A 19,159-nucleotide genomic window follows, 5' to 3' on the forward strand; every position below is an offset into this window, starting at 1 on the left:
AACGATGAGCCGGGTTGTGGTGGTCTCGAACAGGGTGGCGGACCTTCGCAAGACGACACAATCGGGCGGACTGGCCGTTGCGGTCGCCGACGCGCTGAAGGCCAAGGGCGGGGTGTGGTTCGGCTGGGACGGCAACACGCTGGAGGACGAGAGCGAAAAACTCGTAGTCGATACCATCGGAAGCGTCGACGTCATTTCCACACCGATGACGATCGAGGACTACACGCAATACTACATCGGATATTCCAACAGCGTATTGTGGCCCCTCTTCCACTACCGGACCGACCTCGTCGACTACCGGCCCCAGTATTTCGAAGGCTATATGCGGGTGAACGGCAAGTTCGCCTTCCTTCTTAAGCCCTTCCTCTTGCAGGACGACCTGGTCTGGGTCCACGACTATCACCTGATCCCGCTCGCGGCGCGTCTTCGCACGCTGGGATGCCAGCAGAAAATCGGCTTCTTCCTGCACATTCCCTTTCCCCCACCTGACATCCTCGCCGCTTTGCCCAACCATCTGGCGCTGGTGGAATCGCTGCTCCAGTACGACCTGGTAGGATTTCAGACTTCGGCCGACATGAACAATTTCCATCGCTGCGCGGAGGATTTCTTCCCGGATTCCATCGGGGAAGACGGCGAGATCACCTACAAGGGTCGACGAGTGCGCCTGCTGCGCCTGCCGATCGGGATCGACGTCGATTCATTCATCGAAATGGCGAGGTCCGGCGTGGAGGAGGTCAGCATCGACCGGATGCGCCGCGCCATCCTTGGCCAGCATCAGGTCATCGGCGTGGACCGCCTCGACTACTCCAAAGGCATTCCGGAACGTTTCGAGGCCTTCTCGCGGATGCTCCATCTTCATCCAGAGCTCGAAAAGACAGTTTCCTTCCTGCAGATCGCCCCGCCGACGCGGGAAGACGTGACGGCCTACTCGGAGATCCGCGAGAAGCTCGAAGGCCTGGCAGGGTCGATCAACGGCAAGTTCGCCGATTTCGACTGGACGCCGATCCGCTACATCCACCGGCCAATCCAGCGCCCAATCCTGGCCGCCATGTTCCGCGCCAGCCAGGTGGGGCTCGTGACGCCGCTTCGCGACGGCATGAACCTGGTTGCAAAGGAATACGTGGCAGCTCAGGACCCCGAAGATCCCGGCGTTCTGATCCTGTCGCAGTTTGCTGGAGCCGCCGAGGAACTGCACGAGGCCCTCATCGTCAATCCGCACGATACGGACGAGATGGCGAAACAGATGTATCGCGCCATCAAGATGCCGCTCGAAGAGAGAAGGTGGCGCCACGAAAAGCTGCTCGAACGGGTGAGGGAGAGCGAGGCCGGAACCTGGATGCAGAACTTTCTCGACGTTCTCGAGGGCGACAACGCGCAGGGCGCGTCCCACTAGGCCGGCCGGAAGAAATCGGAACGAGGCCGACGGTCGCCGCAGACACGGCTGCGACCCGCACCTCCCTTTGCCAACGAATAGCCGGCGGCCGCAGCCGCGTGCCGGCCATTGCCCGCGTGCATTGCACCACCGGCAAGCTGCGCACCTGGCTTCGTTCCCTCACCGCAGCGGGAAAGTTCCGGCGCTGTGGAACACCCAAGCGTTCCGCGGGTTGTAGCCGCAACACGATCTCGACATCCGGAGGTGAACCCATGAATTCCATAATCTATCTGATCGGTTTGATCGTCGTGGTCCTCGCGGTCCTGTCTCTCTTGGGCCTGGCATAAGGAGTACTGACGATGATTGACGAAAACAGAACGACGAGCGCCTCATCCGGCGGTGACGCGGAAGCCTTGAAGGGCCGTCTGCAGCAGGAAAAGGATTCCGCCAACCGCGTCGCCAGCGACGCAGTGGGCGCGATCAAGAAGGACGCCATGTCGATGGCGGAAGGCGCCCGAGATGAGGCTCTTGCGCGCGGCGAACAGATCAAGAGCGAGGCGGCCGACGGCCTTCACACCTTCGCAGATGCAGTGCGCAAGGCGCGAGACGAACTAGACAAGGACGGAAGCCCGGTCTCGGGCTTCGTCGGCCAGGCGGCCGATGGTCTGGAACGCCTGTCGCGCAGCCTCCAGAACACCTCGGGCCCCGAAATGCTCGAAAGCGTGCGCGAGTTCGGCCGGCGCAACCCGATGAGCTTCGTCGCCGCCAGCGTGCTTGCCGGCATCGCACTCGGAAGGTTCGCCCAGAGCAGCTCGCGCCATGCCCAGCGTCCGTCCACCGGCACGCGCGGGACCGACGCCTATCCGACGCCTGCGCCTTCCACTTCGGCTGCACCCGCACGGGCCTACCCGGCCGGCGAAAGCGCGGTGACGCCAGCTCGCACGACGGGAGGTCCCCTATGAGCATCGATCAGGATCCACGTTCCCTGGGGACCCTGGTGACGGATCTCGTCAACCAGATGTCCGAACTGGTGCGGACCGAAGCGCGCCTCCTGCGCTCCGAAATGCAGGAGAAGTTGTCGAAAGTCGGCACCGGCGCGATGGAGATCGCCGCAGGCGCAGTGTGCCTGCTGGCCGCCCTCCTGGTGCTGCTGCAAGCCCTCGTCGTGGCGCTGGCCGAACTCGGCCTCGGAGCCGGTTGGGCTTCGCTGCTCGTCGGCTTGGTCGTAGCCATCGTCGGCTACATGTTGATCCGCCGCGGCTCGACGAACATGTCGCCGTCGGAACTTACCCCGGAGAAATCCATGACACAGGTGCGTCGTGACATCGGCGTTGCAAGGGAGCAGGTGCGATGACATCCTCAAGCGAACATGAGCGCCACGCCGAAGAGGTGCGCGCCAAGATGGCCGGAACAGCCGAAGAAATCCGCGAGCGCATGGCGCCTGGCCAGCTCTTCGAGGAAGCGCTCCACTTCATACGTGATTCGAACGGCTCGGCCGCGGTCTCCAATCTCGGTCGCCAGGTGCGGGACAACCCGCTGGCACTCGCGCTGATCGGCGCAGGCGTCGCCTGGCTGTTCGCAGGTCCGCGTCCGGTGCGCCGCGAATACTATCCCTATCCGGACGATCGCCTGGGCTACGAGGACGATCTTTATCCCTATCCGGACACGGCGACCGCCGACGTTACCGGCTATCCCGCGGGATATCCATATGATGACGACGCTACGCGCGCCGAAGGCGTAGGCTACGTCGAGCGCGACGGCAGCAGCGGTAGTTCCTGGAAAGACCTGACTGGCGCTGCCAAGGACAAGGTAGGCGGCGTTGCCGCAGACGCCTCCAGCCGCGTCGGCAGTACTGCCTCCTCGGTATCCGCCTCGGCAAAGAACGCTGCCTCGGGCGTGGCCCATGCAGCGGGTAGCGCTGCCGAAACCGCGAGCCGGATGGCGTCTCGCGCCAGCAGCTACGCCGCGGATACCGCCCGCGAAGGCGGCCGCTACGCCAACTCCGCCGTGCGCGGCGCGGGGCGCTACGCTTCAGACGCTGGGGAATATGCCAGCCGCGGCGCAAGCCAGGCCCGTGACGGCTTCATGACGGTGCTCGACCGCGAGCCGCTGGTCATCGGAGCGATAGGCCTGGCGGTCGGGGCTGCGGTCGGCGCAATGCTTCCCAGCACCCGCATCGAGGACGAGACCTTCGGCAAGACCCGCGACGAGTTGCGCGACGAGGCCGAGCGTCGTCTGAAGCGCGGCTACGAGGACGCCAAGGACGTGGCCGCCAAGAGCTACGCCGCCGCCAAGTCCTCGGCAGACGATGAAGGCCTGATGCCGAAGGACGGCAGGTCGGTCGCCGAGAAGGTCGAAACCGTGGCCGCGGCGGCTGCCAAGACCGCGAAGGATTCGGCCATGGAGAAGGTGGGCGCATCGAGCACCTCGTCAACTTCGGGGACGAGCACGCCCGCAAGCACCATCGGCAAGCCGATCTGATGCTCAAGCCAGATCGCAACTAAAATGACCCCGCCCTCACGGGCGGGGTCTTCTTTTGCGCGGCTTCAAGCCGGGGCTGTGCCGGTGCGGTCAACAGGGGTTGCGTCAGCGCGATGCACACCGCCGCCCCTTGACCGAACGAGTGGGCGAACATCCTCGCCAGAGTCCCTGCGAAGATGCCGCCCGCAGGAGGGCGGAGCGACATCAGCGAACGATCACAGTTCACTCCCTGAGAAGTCTGAATGCCAGGACGATGCCTCCGAAGAGGTAAGGGAGCCCTCCGAAGACCGCCATCAGCGCGCCGCCCAGCCTCTGGTCCTCCAGCGGCTCGAAGCCCCATGCACCGAGGCAGTACATGGGAGCATAAATGAGGTCCGGCGCCAGGGAGAGCAGGATACCGAGCATCGCCATGTGCATGAAGGTGAACATCATGGCGAGCACGCCGATGCCGGCCGAGGCGCGCGACGCACCCGCAAAGCTGACCGTCCAGATGCCGAGGCCGGCGGCGAGGAAGCTCAACTGCTGCGCGACGAACACCGGATCGCGCGCCGCTGCCGCCTCGTGAGCGGCAGGCGCGTGCCAGCCCCACACGACGATCAGTTCGAACAGCGATGCAGCCACCGCCAGCAGGAGCGGCCGGCTCGATCCGGCCAACGGTTTCCCGAGATTGAGCAGCCCCACCGCGATCAGCGGCGCCGCGACCACCGTGACGCCGAGGTGAAGGATCATGTGAGGCGAGAACGCACGCCGGCTCATTCCGGGGAGCGGCGACAGCCAGAGCGCGCAGAGAATGAGGATGCCGGTGGCGAGCGCCGCAATTGCCCAGGACCGCCGTCGCGCAATCCGAAAGCCGCCCTGCTCAGGGGCGATGTATCGCCCTGACACCTTACCGCGCTTCCCCGATCATCCGCCAGGCCATCGCGGCTGCCAATCAGCATCCAGGCGGTCGCCAAGGCTGATTTGCGCTGGCTCCGGCGCGACGTTCATGGTCCCGCGCCTCGACGCGTCACCGGAGGAACCCGGCATGCATGCGCAGGTTCGCCATCAGTGATTTCAGCATCTTCGGCGGCTGCTCTGGGTCGAGGAAATCGCTGTCGGCCAGTTCTTCCTCGACGGCATTGATCTCTTCGGGTTCGAATGGACAGAGCGTTCGTCCTTCGCCGCGCAGGGTCTCGATCGTTGCGATCAGCGACCCCCCGCATTGCTCGCGCGTCTCCCGCACCTCGACGGGATCGGCGCCGAGATGCTCGGCAACGAGATCGTGGCAGACGTCGAGAATCTTCTCGCGCAGCGGGGCAGCATCTTCGGTCACCTCGATCACGAGATCCGATTCCGTGTCGAAGCCCATCGAGCGGTTGTTGAGATTGGACGAGCCGATCTTGAAGAAGCGGTCGTCGACGATCAGTATCTTGGCGTGGACGTAGATCGGCCGGCCGGCATCGGTCACCGGGGTGTAAATCCGGAAGCGGTCGCCGTAGCGGCTTTTCTTCACCTTCCGCAGCATCTTGAACCGTGCCGAATCCATCACCTCCGCTTCGAGAAATCCGTCGGCCGATTCCGGGTTCACGACGATGATCTCGGGGCCGTCGTCTTCTTCGAGCCTGGCCGCGATCGCTTCCGTTATCGCCCGGGAAGCGAAGTACTGGCTTTCGCAATAGATTGTCTTGCGGGCGCTGGAAATCGCGTCGAGATAGAGCTTCTCGATCTCGGACACCTGCTCGGCCTCGCCGTATTCGGGGATCGTTCGTGCGACCGCGACCTTCACGTCGGTGAAGGTCGGCTTCACGTCCTCCGGCCACACCGGAGAGAGCGGTGGAGGTGGCTCGAGTTGCACGCCAGTCGCCCTCTTCCAGCGGTCGCGTGCGAGTTCGCCGAGGGCGGCGGCCGCATCGCCGTCGACCGCGGCGGTCGCATCGTGCCAGGGTCCGTAGCTCGAACCGCCGGGCCTCTTGCGCCGGTCATCCTCGTCAAGGTGGGCGCGCGTGTCCCAGCGGTCGCTCGTCATGTCGATCCCTCCGCAGAAGGCCAGCACGTCGTCCACGACGACGACCTTCTGGTGATGCGCGGCTCCGGGCGGGTGCATCCGGTCGAGCTTGAAACTCAGGCGCTTGCTGGTGGTCAAGCCCAGAATGGCGAAGGGGGTCGTGCCCCGTCCCAGCGAATAGACCGTGCCGAGATCCCACTTGAGGACGTAGACGCGCAGTTCCGGCCTTTCCTTGACAAGCCAGCGGAGGAAGCCGCCGAGCTTGTTCGGCCCCTCGAGCGTACTGCCTTCGGGCTCGAACTTGATCCGGGTGTCGAAATCCCATCCGATGAGATAGATCGAGTGCCGCGCGGAGAGGAAGGCCTCCTTGACCGCCTTGAAATATCCCGCAGCGTCGACGAGAAGGGCGAAGCGGTCGGCGTGATCGATCCGCCAGCAGTTGCGTCCCGGTTTCAGCATTGGTTCCGTTTTTTCAAATGCCATGTTTTCCCCTGCCGACCCGCTCACAACAGCGGATGGACATATGTGTTCCCTGACAGGAACCAAACATGCCTTTCGGGCGGTAAACGCGGTTTTGCCTGCCTCGTTGCATGGTCCGACCTCCGAGAGATACCAGATCCCGATCGTCAGCGGATGACGCTGATGGAGCCGTCGCTCTCGAGGATGACGGCGCTGGTGTCCTCGACTTCGCGGCCGCCATTCGCGCGGATGGCGCTTTCGACCTCCTCCTCGGTCACCCGCTCCTGCTTCATCGCGTTCCGGCAGAACTCTCCGTTGCGCGCAAGCAGGGACGGTTGCGAGCGGACCACGCGGGCGAAGCCGCTCCAGCGGACCGAGGTGAACGCCACGAGATACTGCATGAGGATCAGAAGCCCCAGCGCGGAGGCGCCTTCGGCCAGCGCGATGCTCTCCTGCAGCAGGATGGCAGAAAGGGTCGAACCGAGGGCGACGGTGACCACCAGGTCGAAGGCGTTGAGCTTCGCCAGCGTCCGCTTGCCGGAGATGCGCAGGAAGCAGACGAGGCAGATGTAGGCGAGCAGGCCCACGAAGAGCGTGCGCACGATACCTTCCCAGTCCTGGAAAAGCATGTTCCCCCAATCCATTTCTATCTCTCCTGTCAGGCAATGCGCGAGCGCACCGGTAAAAGGAAACCGGAGGCCGAGGTGGCCTCCGGTCGGAGTTTTCGATCAGTCAGGCGGGCACATCATGCCTCGATGACGATCTCGACCTCGTCGTCCTGGCCGAGTTCCCGGCCAGCGTCGCCGTTCCAGCGCGGCATCGCGTCGATGTCCTGCTGATTCAGTCCCTGGAGGACGAGTTCGTCGTCGCCACGGACGCCGGTGATGCGATCCAGAGGAAGAGCGACCTCACGGCCACCCATTCCAAGGAACCCGCCATCGGAAAGGACGATGTAGGTGCGGTCACCCTGCACCACGAGGCGGTCGACCTCGCCGAGGTCCTCGCCGCGCCGATTGACAACGTCCCGGTCGATCAGGTCGCCGACCGCGACGCGCATCGCGTCGCCCTGCGGTTCACGGTCGCCCTGCAGACGCGTCATGGCATCGGGAGACATCTCCTGATCGATGCTGGCGGTCTGCTCCTGATCCGAGGAAGCCTCCTGGTTGCCTCCCATACGCTCGATGCGCACGTTCGGCTCGCCAGTGCGGTTGAACGTCACCTGCGGCTCGCCGGCCTGCTGGAACTCGACCTTCGGTTCGGCCGGCTCGTAGCTTACGCGCGGCTGGGCCCGCTCGATGTTGACGGCAGCCTGCTTTTCGCCACCTTCACGCTCGACGATCGGCTGATCGCGCTGGATCTGGACCTCGGCTTCATCCCGGCCCTCGACGTTCACCTCGGGCTGGTCCATCTGGACGCGAACCTGGGGCTTGCCCTGCTCGACCTGGACGTCGGGCTTGGCCTGCGAAACCTTGAACTCCGGCTCGGGCACGTTCACTGCCACGTCGGGCTGCGGCATGCGCACGATGATTTCCGGCTGAGGCTGGTTGATCGTGATCTGCGGACGGGGCATCTCGACGCGAACGGTCGGCTGCGCCTGGCGCACGATCACCTGCGGGGTACCTTGGTCGACGTCGACCTGAGCCTGGGGCTGCGAATATGTGATGCGCGGCGCGTTCTGCTCCACCGTCACGCGAGGCTCCGGCTGGTCGACGATGATGCGGCTATGGTCCGTGTCGGCCTGCATCTGCTGCTGGCCAGCGTCGTTCTGCGCCATGCGGTCGCGGCGGTCGAGTTCGGCGATCCCCTTCTCGGCCTGTGCCACGTAGCGGGCGCATTCCCTGCGGCCGGCATCGTCGATCACGCCGTTGGCGCGGTCGATCCACTCGGCGCGGAAACGGTCCTCATAGTCGTTGACGATGACCTGGAGACGCTGGCAGGCCTGCGCGGCCGCCTTCTGGTCTGCTTCCTGGGCCGTTGCGGGAATGGCGGTGCCGCATAGAAGGCCTGCGGCGAACATGAGTTTCGTTCCGTTCTTCATGTCGATTTCCTCTCGATCTGTCTTTTTCTGAAGTATTGAGGTGGATTCGAGCGGCATCCGCTTCCGTGAACTTCGAACTTCCACGTGAAGCGCATTGTGCGATGCTCCATTGGCGAACGATCCGATCTTTGAAGTGTTCCGGAAAAAATCACGCAATGTTGCATCGATCACGAAAGCGGGCTGCCGCGGGAGTTCTCCGGCTCGTGGGTCCATGGTGATGGCGGCGGCGGCATGCCGACCGTTGACCGCCAACGGGGGCGCGCACATGACCAGCGCGCCTTATGGAAGGAAACCTTGCTCCCTGCCCTGCTCGGGACTAGCGTTGCGCGGAGCATGGGAGGACATCCGCAATTGTTGAAGGGCGATCGCCCCGGGTTCGAGCTCGACCGCCGGCTCGACAAGGACAGCGTGCCGCTGATGTGGCTGGGGCTGTGCGAATTGCGTGTCATGGACGACCGGCGCTGGCCCTGGCTCATCCTGGTGCCGCAGCGGCCTCGAGCGGTCGAGATCCACGACATGACGCCGCTCGACCAGGCGATGCTGACCTTCGAGACAAATCTGGTTTCCGAGGGACTGAAGAAGGCGACCGGATGCCTGAAGATCAACACCGGCGCTCTCGGCAATGTGGTGCGGCAGCTGCACGTGCATGTCGTGGCGCGCTCCGAAGGCGATCCCAACTGGCCCGGCCCCGTCTGGGGCTTCGGGCAGCGCGAGCCCTACCGGCGCGAAGACATGCACCGGTTTGCCGAGACGATCCGAAAGGCGCTATGACGGCTCGCTCACAGGAAGGCCCTTCATGAACTTCAGACTATTCGATGCGCCGGAGCGCGAACCGAGCCACTTCGTCGGCTTCGCCGGCAACCGGATCGACCGGCAATCGGAAAACCGGCGCGACGACTGCGTGACGGAGGCGCTGGAGGAACAGGCCGCCCGCATCATCCTGATCCGTTCGGGGCGCATGCATCTCAAGCAGAACGGTGCCGGGTTCGAGGCATGGTACTCGCGAGCCGAGGCGGAGGCGCTTTCGGCCAAACTGGAACACGCCGTCCTGCTCGGCCGGGACGAAGCCGGGCCGGTGCTCGCCGCGCCCGCGGGCGTCGAGGCCGAGGACTTGCCAGAGAAGATGAAGGCGCTGGACTTCCGCTCCGTCTACACGCAGGGCCTGCTCGACGACGGCGCGCTCGGCGCCCTGGCGCAGGGGGCGGCGCTGCTCGCATGGCACCAGAACCACCGGTTCTGCGGCCGCTGCGGTTCCCCAACGGAAATCCGGATCGGCGGCTACAAGCGCGCCTGCACCAATTGCAGTGCCGAACATTTTCCGCGCACGGATCCCGTGGCGATCATGCTCGCGGTCACGCGCGAAAAATGCCTGCTCGGCCGCAGCCCGCATTTCCCGCCGGGCATGTATTCCTGCCTCGCCGGCTTCATCGAGCCGGGCGAGACGATCGAGGCGGCGGTGCGCCGCGAGACATTCGAGGAGGCCGGCATCCGCGTCGGCCGCGTGATCTATCACGCCAGCCAGCCTTGGCCGTTCCCCTATTCACTCATGATCGGCTGCTTCGGCGAGGCGGTGAGCGATGCAATCGATGCGGACCGGACGGAGCTAGAGGACTGTCGCTGGTTCTCGCGCGAAGAGACGCTCCGCATCATCGCCGGCGATCATCCCGAAGGCATCAAGGTGCCGCCCAGGATGGCGATCGCCCACCACCTGATCCGGGCCTGGGCGGAGTCGGACTAGGCCGCGCCTACTCCTCGTCCTCGCTCTGGGTGTCGCGGAAGGGGTGCGCCTCGTAGACGCCGAGGATGCGCACCTCGCGCGAGAAGAACTGCAATTCCTCCAGCGCGAGGGCGACGTTGCGGTCGTCGGGATGACCCTCGATGTCGGCATAGAACAGCGTCGAGAAGAATTTGCCGCCGAGCTGGTAGCTCTCCAGCTTGGTCATGTTGACGCCGTTGGTGGCAAAACCGCCCATCGCCTTGTAGAGCGCCGCCGGGACGTTGCGCACACGGAAGATGAAGGTCGTCATCATGCGTGCGTCCGGCGCGGTGCGTTCAGCCCAGCGCTTCGACTTCGACAGCACGACGAAGCGGGTGACGTTGTTTTCCGTGTCCTCGACGTTCTCGGCGATGATGTCGAGGCCGTAGAGTTCAGCCGCCAGCCGTGGCGCGAGCGCCGCGTTGGAGCGCACGGCTTCCTCGGCGACGACCCGCGCCGCGCCGGCGGTGTCACCCGCAACGACCGGTTTCCAGCGGTGCTTGCGGATCACCTTGCGGCACTGGCCCAGCGCGTGGATGTGGCTGTAGACGGACTTGATCTCTTCCAGCCTGACGCCTGGCAGCGCCATCAGCTGGAAATGGATCGGCAGGAAATATTCGCCGACGATGTGGAGCTTCGATTGCGGGAGCAGATGATGGATGTCGGCAACGCGGCCCGCGATCGTGTTCTCGATCGGGATCATCGCCAGGTCCGCCTTGCCGGTCTCGACCGCATTGAAGGCGTCTTCGAAGGTCGGGCACGGCAGCGGCTCCATGTCCGGAAACATGTTGCGGCACGCCGTGTCGGAGTTGGCTCCGGGTTCCCCCTGGAAGGAGATCTTGTTGGTCTTCGGCGGCATTGTCTGTTTCCTCAGGCGGTCAGTATACGGCGCGCGCGTTCGAGTTCCCCGGGTGTATCCACCCCGAGCGGCACCGTGTCGACGAGCTGGACATCGATGCGCATGCCGGCCTCCAGCGCGCGAAGCTGTTCCAGCCTTTCCCGTTGCTCCAGAAAAGAGGCGGGCAGCGACACGAAGCGCCGGAGCGCGGCGCGCCGGTAGGCGTAGAGGCCGACGTGATGATAGAGCGCGCCATCGCCCCAAGGGGCGGTGGCGCGGGTGAAGTAGAGCGCGCGCAGCCGGTCAGGCGCGAGCGGCGTGCCGACGATCTTCACCACGTTGGGATTGGTCCTCTCCTCCTCGCGGGCGATCTCCACCCCCAGCGTGGCGATGTCGACGGCCGGTTCCTCCAGAGGCTTCAGCGCGGCGGCGACGATGGCGGGATCGATCGTGGGCAGGTCGCCCTGCACGTTGACGACGACCTCCACCCTGCCGTCCGGATCGAGGGCCTCGAGCGCCTCGAAGATGCGGTCCGAGCCGGAGGCGTGGTCGCTCCGCGTCATGATCGCCTCGAATCCGTTGGCGCGCACCGCATCGAGGACGTCAGCGCTGTCGGTCGCCACGACCGTACGCCCGAGACCGCTGGCAAGGGCCCGTTCGGCGACGTGCACGATCATCGGCCGCCCGGCGATGTCGGCCAGCGGCTTGCCCGGAAGGCGCGTCGAAGCCATGCGCGCGGGGATCAGAACGAGAACGGACATGCGGGAAAACGCGGGCGAAAGTGGCAAAAGGTCTCACGTGGTGGAGCCCTTATAGGAGTTGCAACGCCAGAGCAAAAGACCTAGTTTCCGCGCGAATTTGACCGGCTCCGACCGGTCGGAATGCGAGCGCGCGGGCGAATTCCGGCCGCGTTCAGGAGCTGCGGGATCAATGGATTCATTCGAACTCAACAAACTGCTCGGCGGATTGCTCGGCGCGATCTTCGTCGTCTTTTCGATCGGGCTCCTGTCGGATGCGATCTTCGCCAGCCCGGCTCCGGAGAAGCCCGGCTACGCAATCGAGGCCGTCGAGAGCGAGAGCGCGGGCGGACCCGAGGCGCCCGAGATCGTCCCGATCGCCGTGCGGCTGGCGTCGGCGGACGTCGGCGCGGGCGAGGCCACCTTCAAGAAGTGCGCCGCCTGCCACACCATGGAAAAGGGCGGCGCCAACAAGGTGGGCCCGAACCTCTGGGGCATCGTGATGCGCCCGATCGCCTCGCATGAAGGCTTTGCCTATTCCGGCGCACTCAAGGAATTTTCCGAGGGCGGCTCGGTTGTCTGGGACTACGAGCATCTCGACGAGTTCATCCATTCGCCCAAAGGCCTCGTGCGTGGGACCGCGATGTCCTTCGCCGGCCTGAAGGACGATCAGGACCGCGCGAACGTGATCGCGTTCCTGCGCGAACACGCCGATACGCCTGAACCGCTCCCGGTGGCCGAGGAAAGCGAAGCCGCCGAGGCCCCGGCCGGCGAAGCCGCGCCAGCCGAAGGCGGAGAAGCGGCCCCCGCGGAAGGAACCGAGGCGGCCCCGGAAGCCGCGCCGGCCGCGCAGGGCACCGAAGCCCCCGCTGCCGGGACCGCTCCGGCAACCGAAGGCGAACAGCCTGCCGCGACCCAGCAGCCCGCGGCGACCGAGGAAGCCGCTCCGGCACAGGAGGCTCCGGCCACCGAACAGCCGCCAGCGCCTACCGAAGCCGCTCCGGCAACCGAGACGCCCGCGGAACAGCCCGCCGCTCCGGAAGGGGCAGCGGCGCCGACGGTGGTTCCCGCCGAGCCGGCCCAGCAGGAAGAGAAGCCAGCGGCTCAATGACCGCTAGCGAGGCACGACATCTGAAAGAGCCGGGTTCGCCCGGCTTTTCTCTGTCTAAGCTGTTGATTTAGTTCTCCTGCTAGGCGGAACGAAAGGAGATAGGCACCGCTTGCACTAGGTGTGGGGGTGCGTTCCCAGATGCCTCCGATCGCAAATGTCGTCGATGGCTTGAATTTTCCAGCATATGCCGAGGGCCGCTTCGTTTTCGGCTGCAGGCACTCTGCCGCTATAAACCCCTACAAACTCCATCGCGCTCTCGCCGAGAGCTATGTCTTTCCTACTCCAGAAGTTCGACGACGCAGGATCGACTTCTGCATAGGGATCGGACATATCCCACTTTCCGAAATACCGCGCAAAAACCGGTGATCCGGACATGCCTCGTCTGGTGGCTGCGTCCAAGAAGAAGGCTGGGATTGATATGCCACCTTCAAGTCCACCACCATCGCGGACTTTCCCAAAGAGCGTGACGTCATAGTGGGGTTCCGAGGCGATGTAGCCCGATTTCCAGAGCGGCAATCCAAAGCCTATCGAAAGGCCGGATGGAAATCCGATGATGAACACTTGGTTCCCTGGCTCGACTGGTATCCGGATTGTGGATATTTTGTCTGGGCGATTGTGCATGAAAGGAGGCATGTTGTCGGGGCGAGCGAACGGAATTGCCACTACGTCACATTTTGGGCCCAGGGTCGGATGCTCGAACCAACGGGTTTGCTGGAGATCGTCGGAGTAGATTGGGACTTCCAATCCGATCAATGCAAAAAGACGTGGATCAAGGTTGTTGATCCATTGACTCAACTTTGCAACGATTCGTGTTGGGCGTCTATGCTTGGAATCGAGAAGATTTCCTGTATAAGGATCAATACCAGTAACATTGTGCCAGTTCGTAATGATGTACTCCTTTTGATGCTGTGCGTAGAAAAACCCTGTTCCTGTTGATATCACAACATCGTTTTCATACATCAACAATTGAAATGGGCATTGCGAATAGGTGCTACGAACACCCTTCTCTGGCATGACGCTTCCTCGCTAAATTTTAGTCATAAGCGAAATATGCGATTCGTCTACCATGGCGAGGAGCTTAGAAGAAGGCTGAGGTTTGTCATTCGCGGACGGTCACCAGCATATTTCTCGCTGCAGGCTACTGTAGTTGGCGCGGAAAAAGGGGATCATCTCAGATCGAGAGGATCATACTAATTTATGCGGATAATCACGTGAAAACCCGCATTCAGCGTTGCTTCCGGAAGGAAGCAGGCTCCGGAAGACGCTCTAGCGTTTGTCGCGCCGGGAGCATTTCGGTGCCGGATATCTTCTTCTCGACAGCGACGGATTGGGAGTGCTCGGGTTCGACTACAGCTTCAGCCCTACTCCGCGACGATTGAGGAGGTTTCAAGAGTTCCTCGCTGAACTTTAGGCTGCCTCGGATGCCGGTGCGGATATAGTGTCCTGCAACGCTAACCCATTTTCACTTCCGCCTCCTTCGCCGCGCGGCTCCTGGCCTCGCCGTCGATCTCTGGCGCCTTATCGCTAATCTGTCCCCTCAATGACGAAATCGTAATGCAGACTCCTTGAAAAAGCCGGGTTCCGCCCGGCTTTTTCTTTGCCTAAGGCACTGATTTCGTTGATGGCTCAGGTGGAACAAAAGGGGATAGGCACCGGATTAGGCACCGAGCGATGCGGCTCTCTAACTTCCGCCTAGCGCACGGTTGGCCGCGCGGTACAGAGCTACGCCGGCATCACGAAGGGATATCAAGACCTCCTCGATGTAACTCGAATCGAATTTGATCTGACTACCCAGAGGCTCAATTGAAGAAGTATTTTCCTGAAACCACTTATCCACAATTCCGCGCCTGTGGACGATCAAATTCCTCTGCTGATATATCATCCAGTACTTGCTGCCGTTGAGAATTTGATCAAATTCCTTACTTCCTAGCAAAATCGAACACACTTCACGCATTTTCTCAATGCTGTCGATACGGTACTTATCTATAAATATATCGCCCATACAATTGGATATATCAAAGCCGTTCGTCTTTATATGATTGATAATTGTGGATCCACTAGTTATTTCCCTGAAACGGGAATTCTCGTTCATCCGAAATATCAATTCACCTCTGGAATTCAATGTTTTTCTGAGAATGTCGCTTACGAATGACTCAAATGCGCCCCAGGCCACAATTAATACCTGCCGCAGCAGTTCTTCCGCTGACAACGCAAAGCCGCCAATTGAGAGGTGCTCGTCAAGGCGGTTGAGAGTTTCTTCAGCATGAAGCGCGATGATTTCTTCGCGGCGTAGCTCTTCTGACATTCGTTTTCTGGCTATTTCGCGGGCACGCGCCTCCCCCTCTTCATCTCTTTCACCGTTTTCCATGTGTTTGACGTTTAGTATCCTTTCAGCAGTTAGGAGAGAATGGAACCGCTGTCGAAGAACAGCCCCATGAGCCAACTCATACGGAATGTTGGCAATTTGGATCGCTGAATGGAGATTGGATTTGAACGCGAGGAGGGATTCGTTTAGCGGGCTCTCTGCCGAGCCAGCAAATTCCGGTACCGCATAGAAATCTTCCGGCTCTCCGAACAGGAAGCCTGCGTGCGCATTTCGGCGTACTGCCGACTTGTTCATATTCCCTCGACTTTTTTGCGACTGCTCACAAGTGGCTCTTGCGGCGCATTAACCTTAGAGACGGATTGATGCTGCAACAACGCACCGAAAATGAGAATAGTCGATAGGCGACCAGATCGCAGACGGTCCCCGGCATATCTCCCGCTGCCGGACACCGTCCTTGGCACGGAAAACAGGGATCATCTCAGATCGAGAGGATCATGCTATGCTGTGCGATAAGTCACGTGAAAACCGCATCCGCCGCCGCTTCCGGATGGAAGGGTATAGGCTCCGAAAGACACCGGCGCGTTCGTCGCTCCGGGAGCACTTCGGTACCGGCTATCTTGTTCTCGACAGCGACGGATTGGGTGTGCTCGGGTTCGACTACAGCTTCAACCCGTACTCAGCGACGCTTGAGGAGGTCGAAGAGTTCGTAGCTGAACTCTAGGCCGCATGCGGGGCCGGAGCGGGTGGCGCAGCGTGCTGCGCTCCAATTTCGCTTCGGCCTCCTCTGCCGCGCTTCGTGAACATACGGTCCGAGAGCGCAAGACAGTGAAGCACGACTGACCGGCTCAGAGGAACCAGCCTGACCGGCCGATCCAGTCGGAAATCGTGCTCACATCCGCAAATAGCGCCACGATGTCGATCAGACACACCCAAAAAACAGCGATGAGTTTGCGGCGGGACTTGGGGGAAGGTTCGGCCATGACATAGGTCTCCATTTAAAAAATCTTTTGGAGACGGTTCTTTCGGGCCGATTTCTTTTGTTGGCACTTTCCGCGGGAGGCGTCAAACAGGAACGGTTGGATACCACGAAGTGCTCTCCTGCGCAGCTCGCGTCGGTTGGTGCGACTTCATGCAGGTTGGTGCGCATTCGTGCGGGATCGTGCAGGTTCGTGCGCGCCCAGACGACCCAGAAACCTGTGGACAACGTCGGATCGCGTTAGGTGGTCGGCTCCAGAGCGAGTGGCGCGGTGTCTTGCAACGCCAATCCCAACTTAGCTTCGGCCTCCTTCGCCGCGCGGCTTCCGGCCTCGCCGTCGACTTCAGCTTGCTTATCTCTCAGCTTGTCGGCCGATCGGGAGAACTGCTGGTAGGTGAGTTCGAGGTGTTCGAGCGCGGCGTTGATTTTCGACACCTTCGCGGCTTCGTCGGGTGCCTGTTGTTCGACAAACTGCTGGATGAGCGTGGCGAGGGGAACTGTCGTATCGCCGATCAGGAGCGGGTGGGCGTCGTGGATCGCCGCCATGACCTCATGGTCGCCGGACGCGATCGCCGTCATCAGCGTCTCGTCCCGCTTCGCCTTGGACATGGTTCGAAGGACGCCTTGTAGCGCGGCCTTATTGGTGAAGGTGGCCTTCAGTCCGGCGCGACCAAGAGCGTCGTGCTGCGCCTTCTCGCGAGCCGACATGAGAGCGTCGGCGGCGCGCCGAACCTCGCCGGTGGCGACCTTCGCTGCCTTCTCGAATGCAACTTTGTATTCTAGCGCTTGGGCTTGCGGCGTCTTGAGCGGATTGTTCGCCGATCGGACAGCAGACAACCCGTCCCAAATGTCCCGCAGCTTATCGATGGCCGAGAAGACGCTGTCGAGTTCGCTCCGTTCTGGCTGACTGTCGATGCCGTTCGGAAGGAGGTTGTCCCTCGCGATCCGGGAGTTCAGAAGCGGCGGCCGGGTAACGGTGATGCGGGTCATGAGAAGTCCTTTCAGCCGATTTTCCAAGGCGGCGCGATGCGCATCATGCCCGGGAGAGAGATTTCCTGCTTCGTCATCGGCTGCGTCCCGGCCATGTGGCCGACGCGGCGGAGGTATTCGTCACGAACGGGATCGCGTCCGCCTGCTGTAAGCGGCGCGAACAGCGATGATTCGCTCTGCGGTTCAGGCGGCGGGGGAAGATCGTCGTCTTCGGTCATGTGGCATTCCTTTCATCGTCCATAGAGCATGCGCGCCGGTACCGGCCGGTTGAGCGTGGATTGGTAGAGGCACCCGACCAGCGCATTGGCCATGTCGTCGGAGCCATTCTGAGGATGATCGACGCTGTCGCGGCCGGAGCGAGAGACACGCCGCTCAAGGAGCCGAAGCTCGCGTATGAGAGGTGCATAATTCGGGATCGTGATGGCGCGTCGGGCGAAGTGCTGGACGGCTTCGAGATACAGCTGCGACTTGTTCAGGCGGGACGTGTGGTAGCGGACGCCTGCCTTGTTGAACGCCTCACTGACCCAATTGCCCGCGTAAGCGTCGCCAGTGAGATGGCTGACCCCATAGAAGCGCGCTAGAGCGGCATATTCGCCCGCGACAATGGCCGGATCGAAAGGTGGCCGGGTCGCGCGGAGAACGTCCAGGACGAAGTGTTCGTTCTCCTCATATTCGTTTTCCAGATGGCCGATCGCGAGAGTGAAGGAGTCGTGCTTGCCGGCGCTGGCGTCCGTGAACGCGAAGTATCGGTGATGTCGGGAACGCGGCAGATCGACCGGCCGGACAAGATCGATCGCGTCGTCGATCATGTAGTCATCGAGAAGTGCCGAAATGTCGGTGCGGAAATTGCCGTCCCATTCCGCGCTCGCCGCTTCGGCATCATCCTTCTTCGCCCGGTCGATGATGCGCCGGTCGATGAGGGGATTGAGGGTGGCGGTAGCGCCTTGGATCACGAGGACATCGGGAGCGTCCGTGTTGTAGAAGTCGCGGTGACGCGCGTGGAGAAGGCCGACCTTCCGATATGGTGAGCTGATCCCCACGAGGAGCCCGCCTGTCGTCGCGAGTGCCGGGGTGACGGCTCGATAGGTCTCCAAGTCCGGGAGCGCGGATGACTCATCGCGCCAGAAGGCTGATTCATCGAAGATGCAGGCGATCAGCGTCCGGCCGCGAACCGTCCTGAACGAGTTCGGATGGATCGCGATGACGATGTTGCCCTGTAGCCGGATTTCCTCGGAATTGGCCTCCATGACGAGTTGCCGGAGAACCGGCGAGGAGGCGAAGAAGGCCTGCACGTAGGAGGCGATCACCTTCGACTGGTCGCGGGTGGGCGAGAGGATCAAGACATACCCGACTTCGCCGGGTGCCAGTTTGCCGGAGTGGTCTTCGAAGGCCGCGATGTAGGAAGCGATGAGCGCCGCCACGCGGCTCTTGCCGCTACGGCGTCCGGCGATAGCCCACAGTTCCGAGACGCGAGCGGTAGGAGGAGAGCGCCGGGGACCGGCGAGGGCTTCCAACGTGTCGAACTCTTCGTCTGTGTGCAGAGGGAGCCCGAAGGCTGCGCGGAGCACGACGCGCCACGTCGCCCATGACGAGAGGTCGCGGTCGAGAGCTGCGCCTAGGAGGAGGCGATCGGAAAGGGCTTCATCGATCGTGGTCACGATACCGCTGCCTTCCGCTTGGCTGCGAGGTACGTCTTGAGGTCTGGTGGAGACACGTCCTTCGCCTTGCGCACTAGGCCGATGCTTTCGAGGATACGGCGCTGATGAGCGGCCAGCCTGCCATAGAGGTCGAGATCCACCGGCAAGCCTTCGGCAAGGCGACCCTCCATCCGTTCCAGTTCGGTGCCGAGAGCCGCGCCGCGTCGGATGAGCGCGCGCTGACCTTCCGAGAGGCAGTCGCTGCCGCCCAGATCGGAGATGTGCCCGGCGACCAGATCGCGGAACCGCTTCGCCCAAGAGGACCGGCCGTCCGCTTCAAGGAAAAGGGCAGTTCCATTGCTGACCGCGCTCCGGCCCTTGCTCTTCGGATCGTGTGTGGAGGTTCTATCCTCGCTCAATTCTTTCAGCCTTTTCAGCGCTAGAAGGTGTCTAA

The 19,159-nt window shown here is 62.5% G+C and carries 21 protein-coding genes; 8 read left to right on the forward strand and 13 right to left on the reverse strand.

What is annotated here, in order from left to right:
• Window positions 1-4: 4 nt before the first annotated feature.
• The 4 genes from ABGN05_RS07585 to ABGN05_RS07600 all read left to right on the forward strand — a co-directional run bounded on the left by ABGN05_RS07585 (window position 5) and on the right by ABGN05_RS07600 (window position 3,853).
• On the forward strand, window positions 5-1,393 hold the full coding sequence (locus ABGN05_RS07585) for an alpha,alpha-trehalose-phosphate synthase (UDP-forming) (protein ID WP_367953408.1): 1,389 nt from the start codon (window positions 5-7) through the stop codon (window positions 1,391-1,393).
• A gap of 338 nt (window positions 1,394-1,731) precedes the next feature.
• The gene (locus ABGN05_RS07590; RefSeq protein ID WP_367953409.1) at window positions 1,732-2,334 is read left to right on the forward strand and encodes a hypothetical protein; all 603 of its coding nucleotides are present in this window, start codon (window positions 1,732-1,734) and stop codon (window positions 2,332-2,334) included.
• Window positions 2,331-2,726 carry a phage holin family protein gene (locus ABGN05_RS07595; protein WP_367953410.1) on the forward strand — a complete coding sequence of 132 codons (396 nt, stop codon included), beginning with the start codon at window positions 2,331-2,333 and terminating at the stop codon, window positions 2,724-2,726. The genes ABGN05_RS07590 and ABGN05_RS07595 overlap by 4 nt, the downstream gene beginning before the upstream one ends.
• Window positions 2,723-3,853, forward strand: coding sequence for a hypothetical protein (locus ABGN05_RS07600; RefSeq protein ID WP_367953411.1), 1,131 nt, complete (start codon window positions 2,723-2,725; stop codon window positions 3,851-3,853). The genes ABGN05_RS07595 and ABGN05_RS07600 overlap by 4 nt, the downstream gene beginning before the upstream one ends.
• A gap of 222 nt (window positions 3,854-4,075) precedes the next feature.
• Here ABGN05_RS07600 and ABGN05_RS07605 read toward each other — a convergent pair whose 3' ends face one another.
• The 4 genes from ABGN05_RS07605 to ABGN05_RS07620 all read right to left on the reverse strand — a co-directional run bounded on the left by ABGN05_RS07605 (window position 4,076) and on the right by ABGN05_RS07620 (window position 8,334).
• A complete protein-coding gene (locus tag ABGN05_RS07605) occupies window positions 4,076-4,738 on the reverse strand; it encodes a cytochrome c oxidase assembly protein (RefSeq protein ID WP_367953412.1) in 663 nt (220 codons plus the stop codon).
• 121 nt (window positions 4,739-4,859) lie between these two features.
• Window positions 4,860-6,296, reverse strand: coding sequence for a phospholipase D-like domain-containing protein (locus tag ABGN05_RS07610; RefSeq protein ID WP_367953413.1), 1,437 nt, complete (start codon window positions 6,294-6,296; stop codon window positions 4,860-4,862).
• A gap of 167 nt (window positions 6,297-6,463) precedes the next feature.
• On the reverse strand, window positions 6,464-6,940 hold the full coding sequence (locus ABGN05_RS07615) for a DUF421 domain-containing protein (protein ID WP_367953414.1): 477 nt from the start codon (window positions 6,938-6,940) through the stop codon (window positions 6,464-6,466).
• Window positions 6,941-7,041: 101 nt separating this feature from the next.
• The gene (locus ABGN05_RS07620; protein ID WP_367953415.1) at window positions 7,042-8,334 is read right to left on the reverse strand and encodes a PRC-barrel domain-containing protein; all 1,293 of its coding nucleotides are present in this window, start codon (window positions 8,332-8,334) and stop codon (window positions 7,042-7,044) included.
• Window positions 8,335-8,667: 333 nt separating this feature from the next.
• Here ABGN05_RS07620 and ABGN05_RS07625 point away from each other — a divergent pair, with 333 nt between their 5' ends.
• Both ABGN05_RS07625 and nudC read left to right on the forward strand, forming a co-directional pair.
• On the forward strand, window positions 8,668-9,105 hold the full coding sequence (locus ABGN05_RS07625; RefSeq protein ID WP_373695907.1) for an HIT domain-containing protein: 438 nt from the start codon (window positions 8,668-8,670) through the stop codon (window positions 9,103-9,105).
• A 25-nt stretch (window positions 9,106-9,130) separates the two neighbouring features.
• Window positions 9,131-10,072: an NAD(+) diphosphatase gene (gene nudC, locus ABGN05_RS07630; RefSeq protein ID WP_367953417.1), complete on the forward strand. Its 942-nt coding sequence runs from the start codon at window positions 9,131-9,133 to the stop codon at window positions 10,070-10,072.
• A gap of 7 nt (window positions 10,073-10,079) precedes the next feature.
• Here the strand turns inward: nudC and ABGN05_RS07635 are convergent, their stop codons facing one another.
• Window positions 10,080-10,949: a prephenate dehydratase gene (locus tag ABGN05_RS07635; RefSeq protein WP_367953418.1), complete on the reverse strand. Its 870-nt coding sequence runs from the start codon at window positions 10,947-10,949 to the stop codon at window positions 10,080-10,082.
• 11 nt (window positions 10,950-10,960) lie between these two features.
• On the reverse strand, window positions 10,961-11,689 hold the full coding sequence (locus ABGN05_RS07640) for a 3-deoxy-manno-octulosonate cytidylyltransferase (protein WP_367953419.1): 729 nt from the start codon (window positions 11,687-11,689) through the stop codon (window positions 10,961-10,963).
• A gap of 169 nt (window positions 11,690-11,858) precedes the next feature.
• Here ABGN05_RS07640 and ABGN05_RS07645 point away from each other — a divergent pair, with 169 nt between their 5' ends.
• On the forward strand, window positions 11,859-12,776 hold the full coding sequence (locus ABGN05_RS07645; RefSeq protein WP_367953420.1) for a c-type cytochrome: 918 nt from the start codon (window positions 11,859-11,861) through the stop codon (window positions 12,774-12,776).
• 114 nt (window positions 12,777-12,890) lie between these two features.
• Here the strand turns inward: ABGN05_RS07645 and ABGN05_RS07650 are convergent, their stop codons facing one another.
• Together ABGN05_RS07650 and ABGN05_RS07655 are read right to left on the reverse strand one after the other, a co-directional pair.
• Window positions 12,891-13,790 (reverse strand): S1 family peptidase, encoded by a 900-nt coding sequence (locus ABGN05_RS07650; protein ID WP_367953421.1) that lies wholly within the window; start codon window positions 13,788-13,790, stop codon window positions 12,891-12,893.
• 667 nt (window positions 13,791-14,457) lie between these two features.
• Window positions 14,458-15,396, reverse strand: coding sequence for a hypothetical protein (locus ABGN05_RS07655; RefSeq protein WP_367953422.1), 939 nt, complete (start codon window positions 15,394-15,396; stop codon window positions 14,458-14,460).
• Window positions 15,397-15,601: 205 nt separating this feature from the next.
• On the opposite strand from ABGN05_RS07655, the gene ABGN05_RS07660 reads away from it, so the two are divergent.
• Complete coding sequence (locus ABGN05_RS07660; protein ID WP_367953423.1) at window positions 15,602-15,823, forward strand: hypothetical protein; 222 nt, start codon at window positions 15,602-15,604, stop codon at window positions 15,821-15,823.
• 124 nt (window positions 15,824-15,947) lie between these two features.
• On the opposite strand, the gene ABGN05_RS07665 is transcribed toward ABGN05_RS07660, so the two are convergent.
• The 5 genes from ABGN05_RS07665 to ABGN05_RS07685 all read right to left on the reverse strand — a co-directional run bounded on the left by ABGN05_RS07665 (window position 15,948) and on the right by ABGN05_RS07685 (window position 19,124).
• A complete protein-coding gene (locus ABGN05_RS07665) occupies window positions 15,948-16,082 on the reverse strand; it encodes a hypothetical protein (protein ID WP_367953424.1) in 135 nt (44 codons plus the stop codon).
• 236 nt (window positions 16,083-16,318) lie between these two features.
• Complete coding sequence (locus ABGN05_RS07670) at window positions 16,319-17,068, reverse strand: hypothetical protein (protein WP_367953425.1); 750 nt, start codon at window positions 17,066-17,068, stop codon at window positions 16,319-16,321.
• A gap of 11 nt (window positions 17,069-17,079) precedes the next feature.
• On the reverse strand, window positions 17,080-17,286 hold the full coding sequence (locus tag ABGN05_RS07675; protein WP_367953426.1) for a hypothetical protein: 207 nt from the start codon (window positions 17,284-17,286) through the stop codon (window positions 17,080-17,082).
• Between the two features lie 12 nt (window positions 17,287-17,298).
• Window positions 17,299-18,726 (reverse strand): terminase large subunit domain-containing protein, encoded by a 1,428-nt coding sequence (locus tag ABGN05_RS07680; RefSeq protein ID WP_367953427.1) that lies wholly within the window; start codon window positions 18,724-18,726, stop codon window positions 17,299-17,301.
• The gene (locus ABGN05_RS07685; RefSeq protein ID WP_367953428.1) at window positions 18,723-19,124 is read right to left on the reverse strand and encodes a hypothetical protein; all 402 of its coding nucleotides are present in this window, start codon (window positions 19,122-19,124) and stop codon (window positions 18,723-18,725) included. The genes ABGN05_RS07680 and ABGN05_RS07685 overlap by 4 nt, the downstream gene beginning before the upstream one ends.
• Window positions 19,125-19,159 lie beyond the last annotated feature (35 nt).

This window comes from Aquibium pacificum, assembly GCF_040839445.1.
Taxonomy (GTDB): Bacteria; Pseudomonadota; Alphaproteobacteria; order Rhizobiales; family Rhizobiaceae; genus Aquibium; species Aquibium pacificus.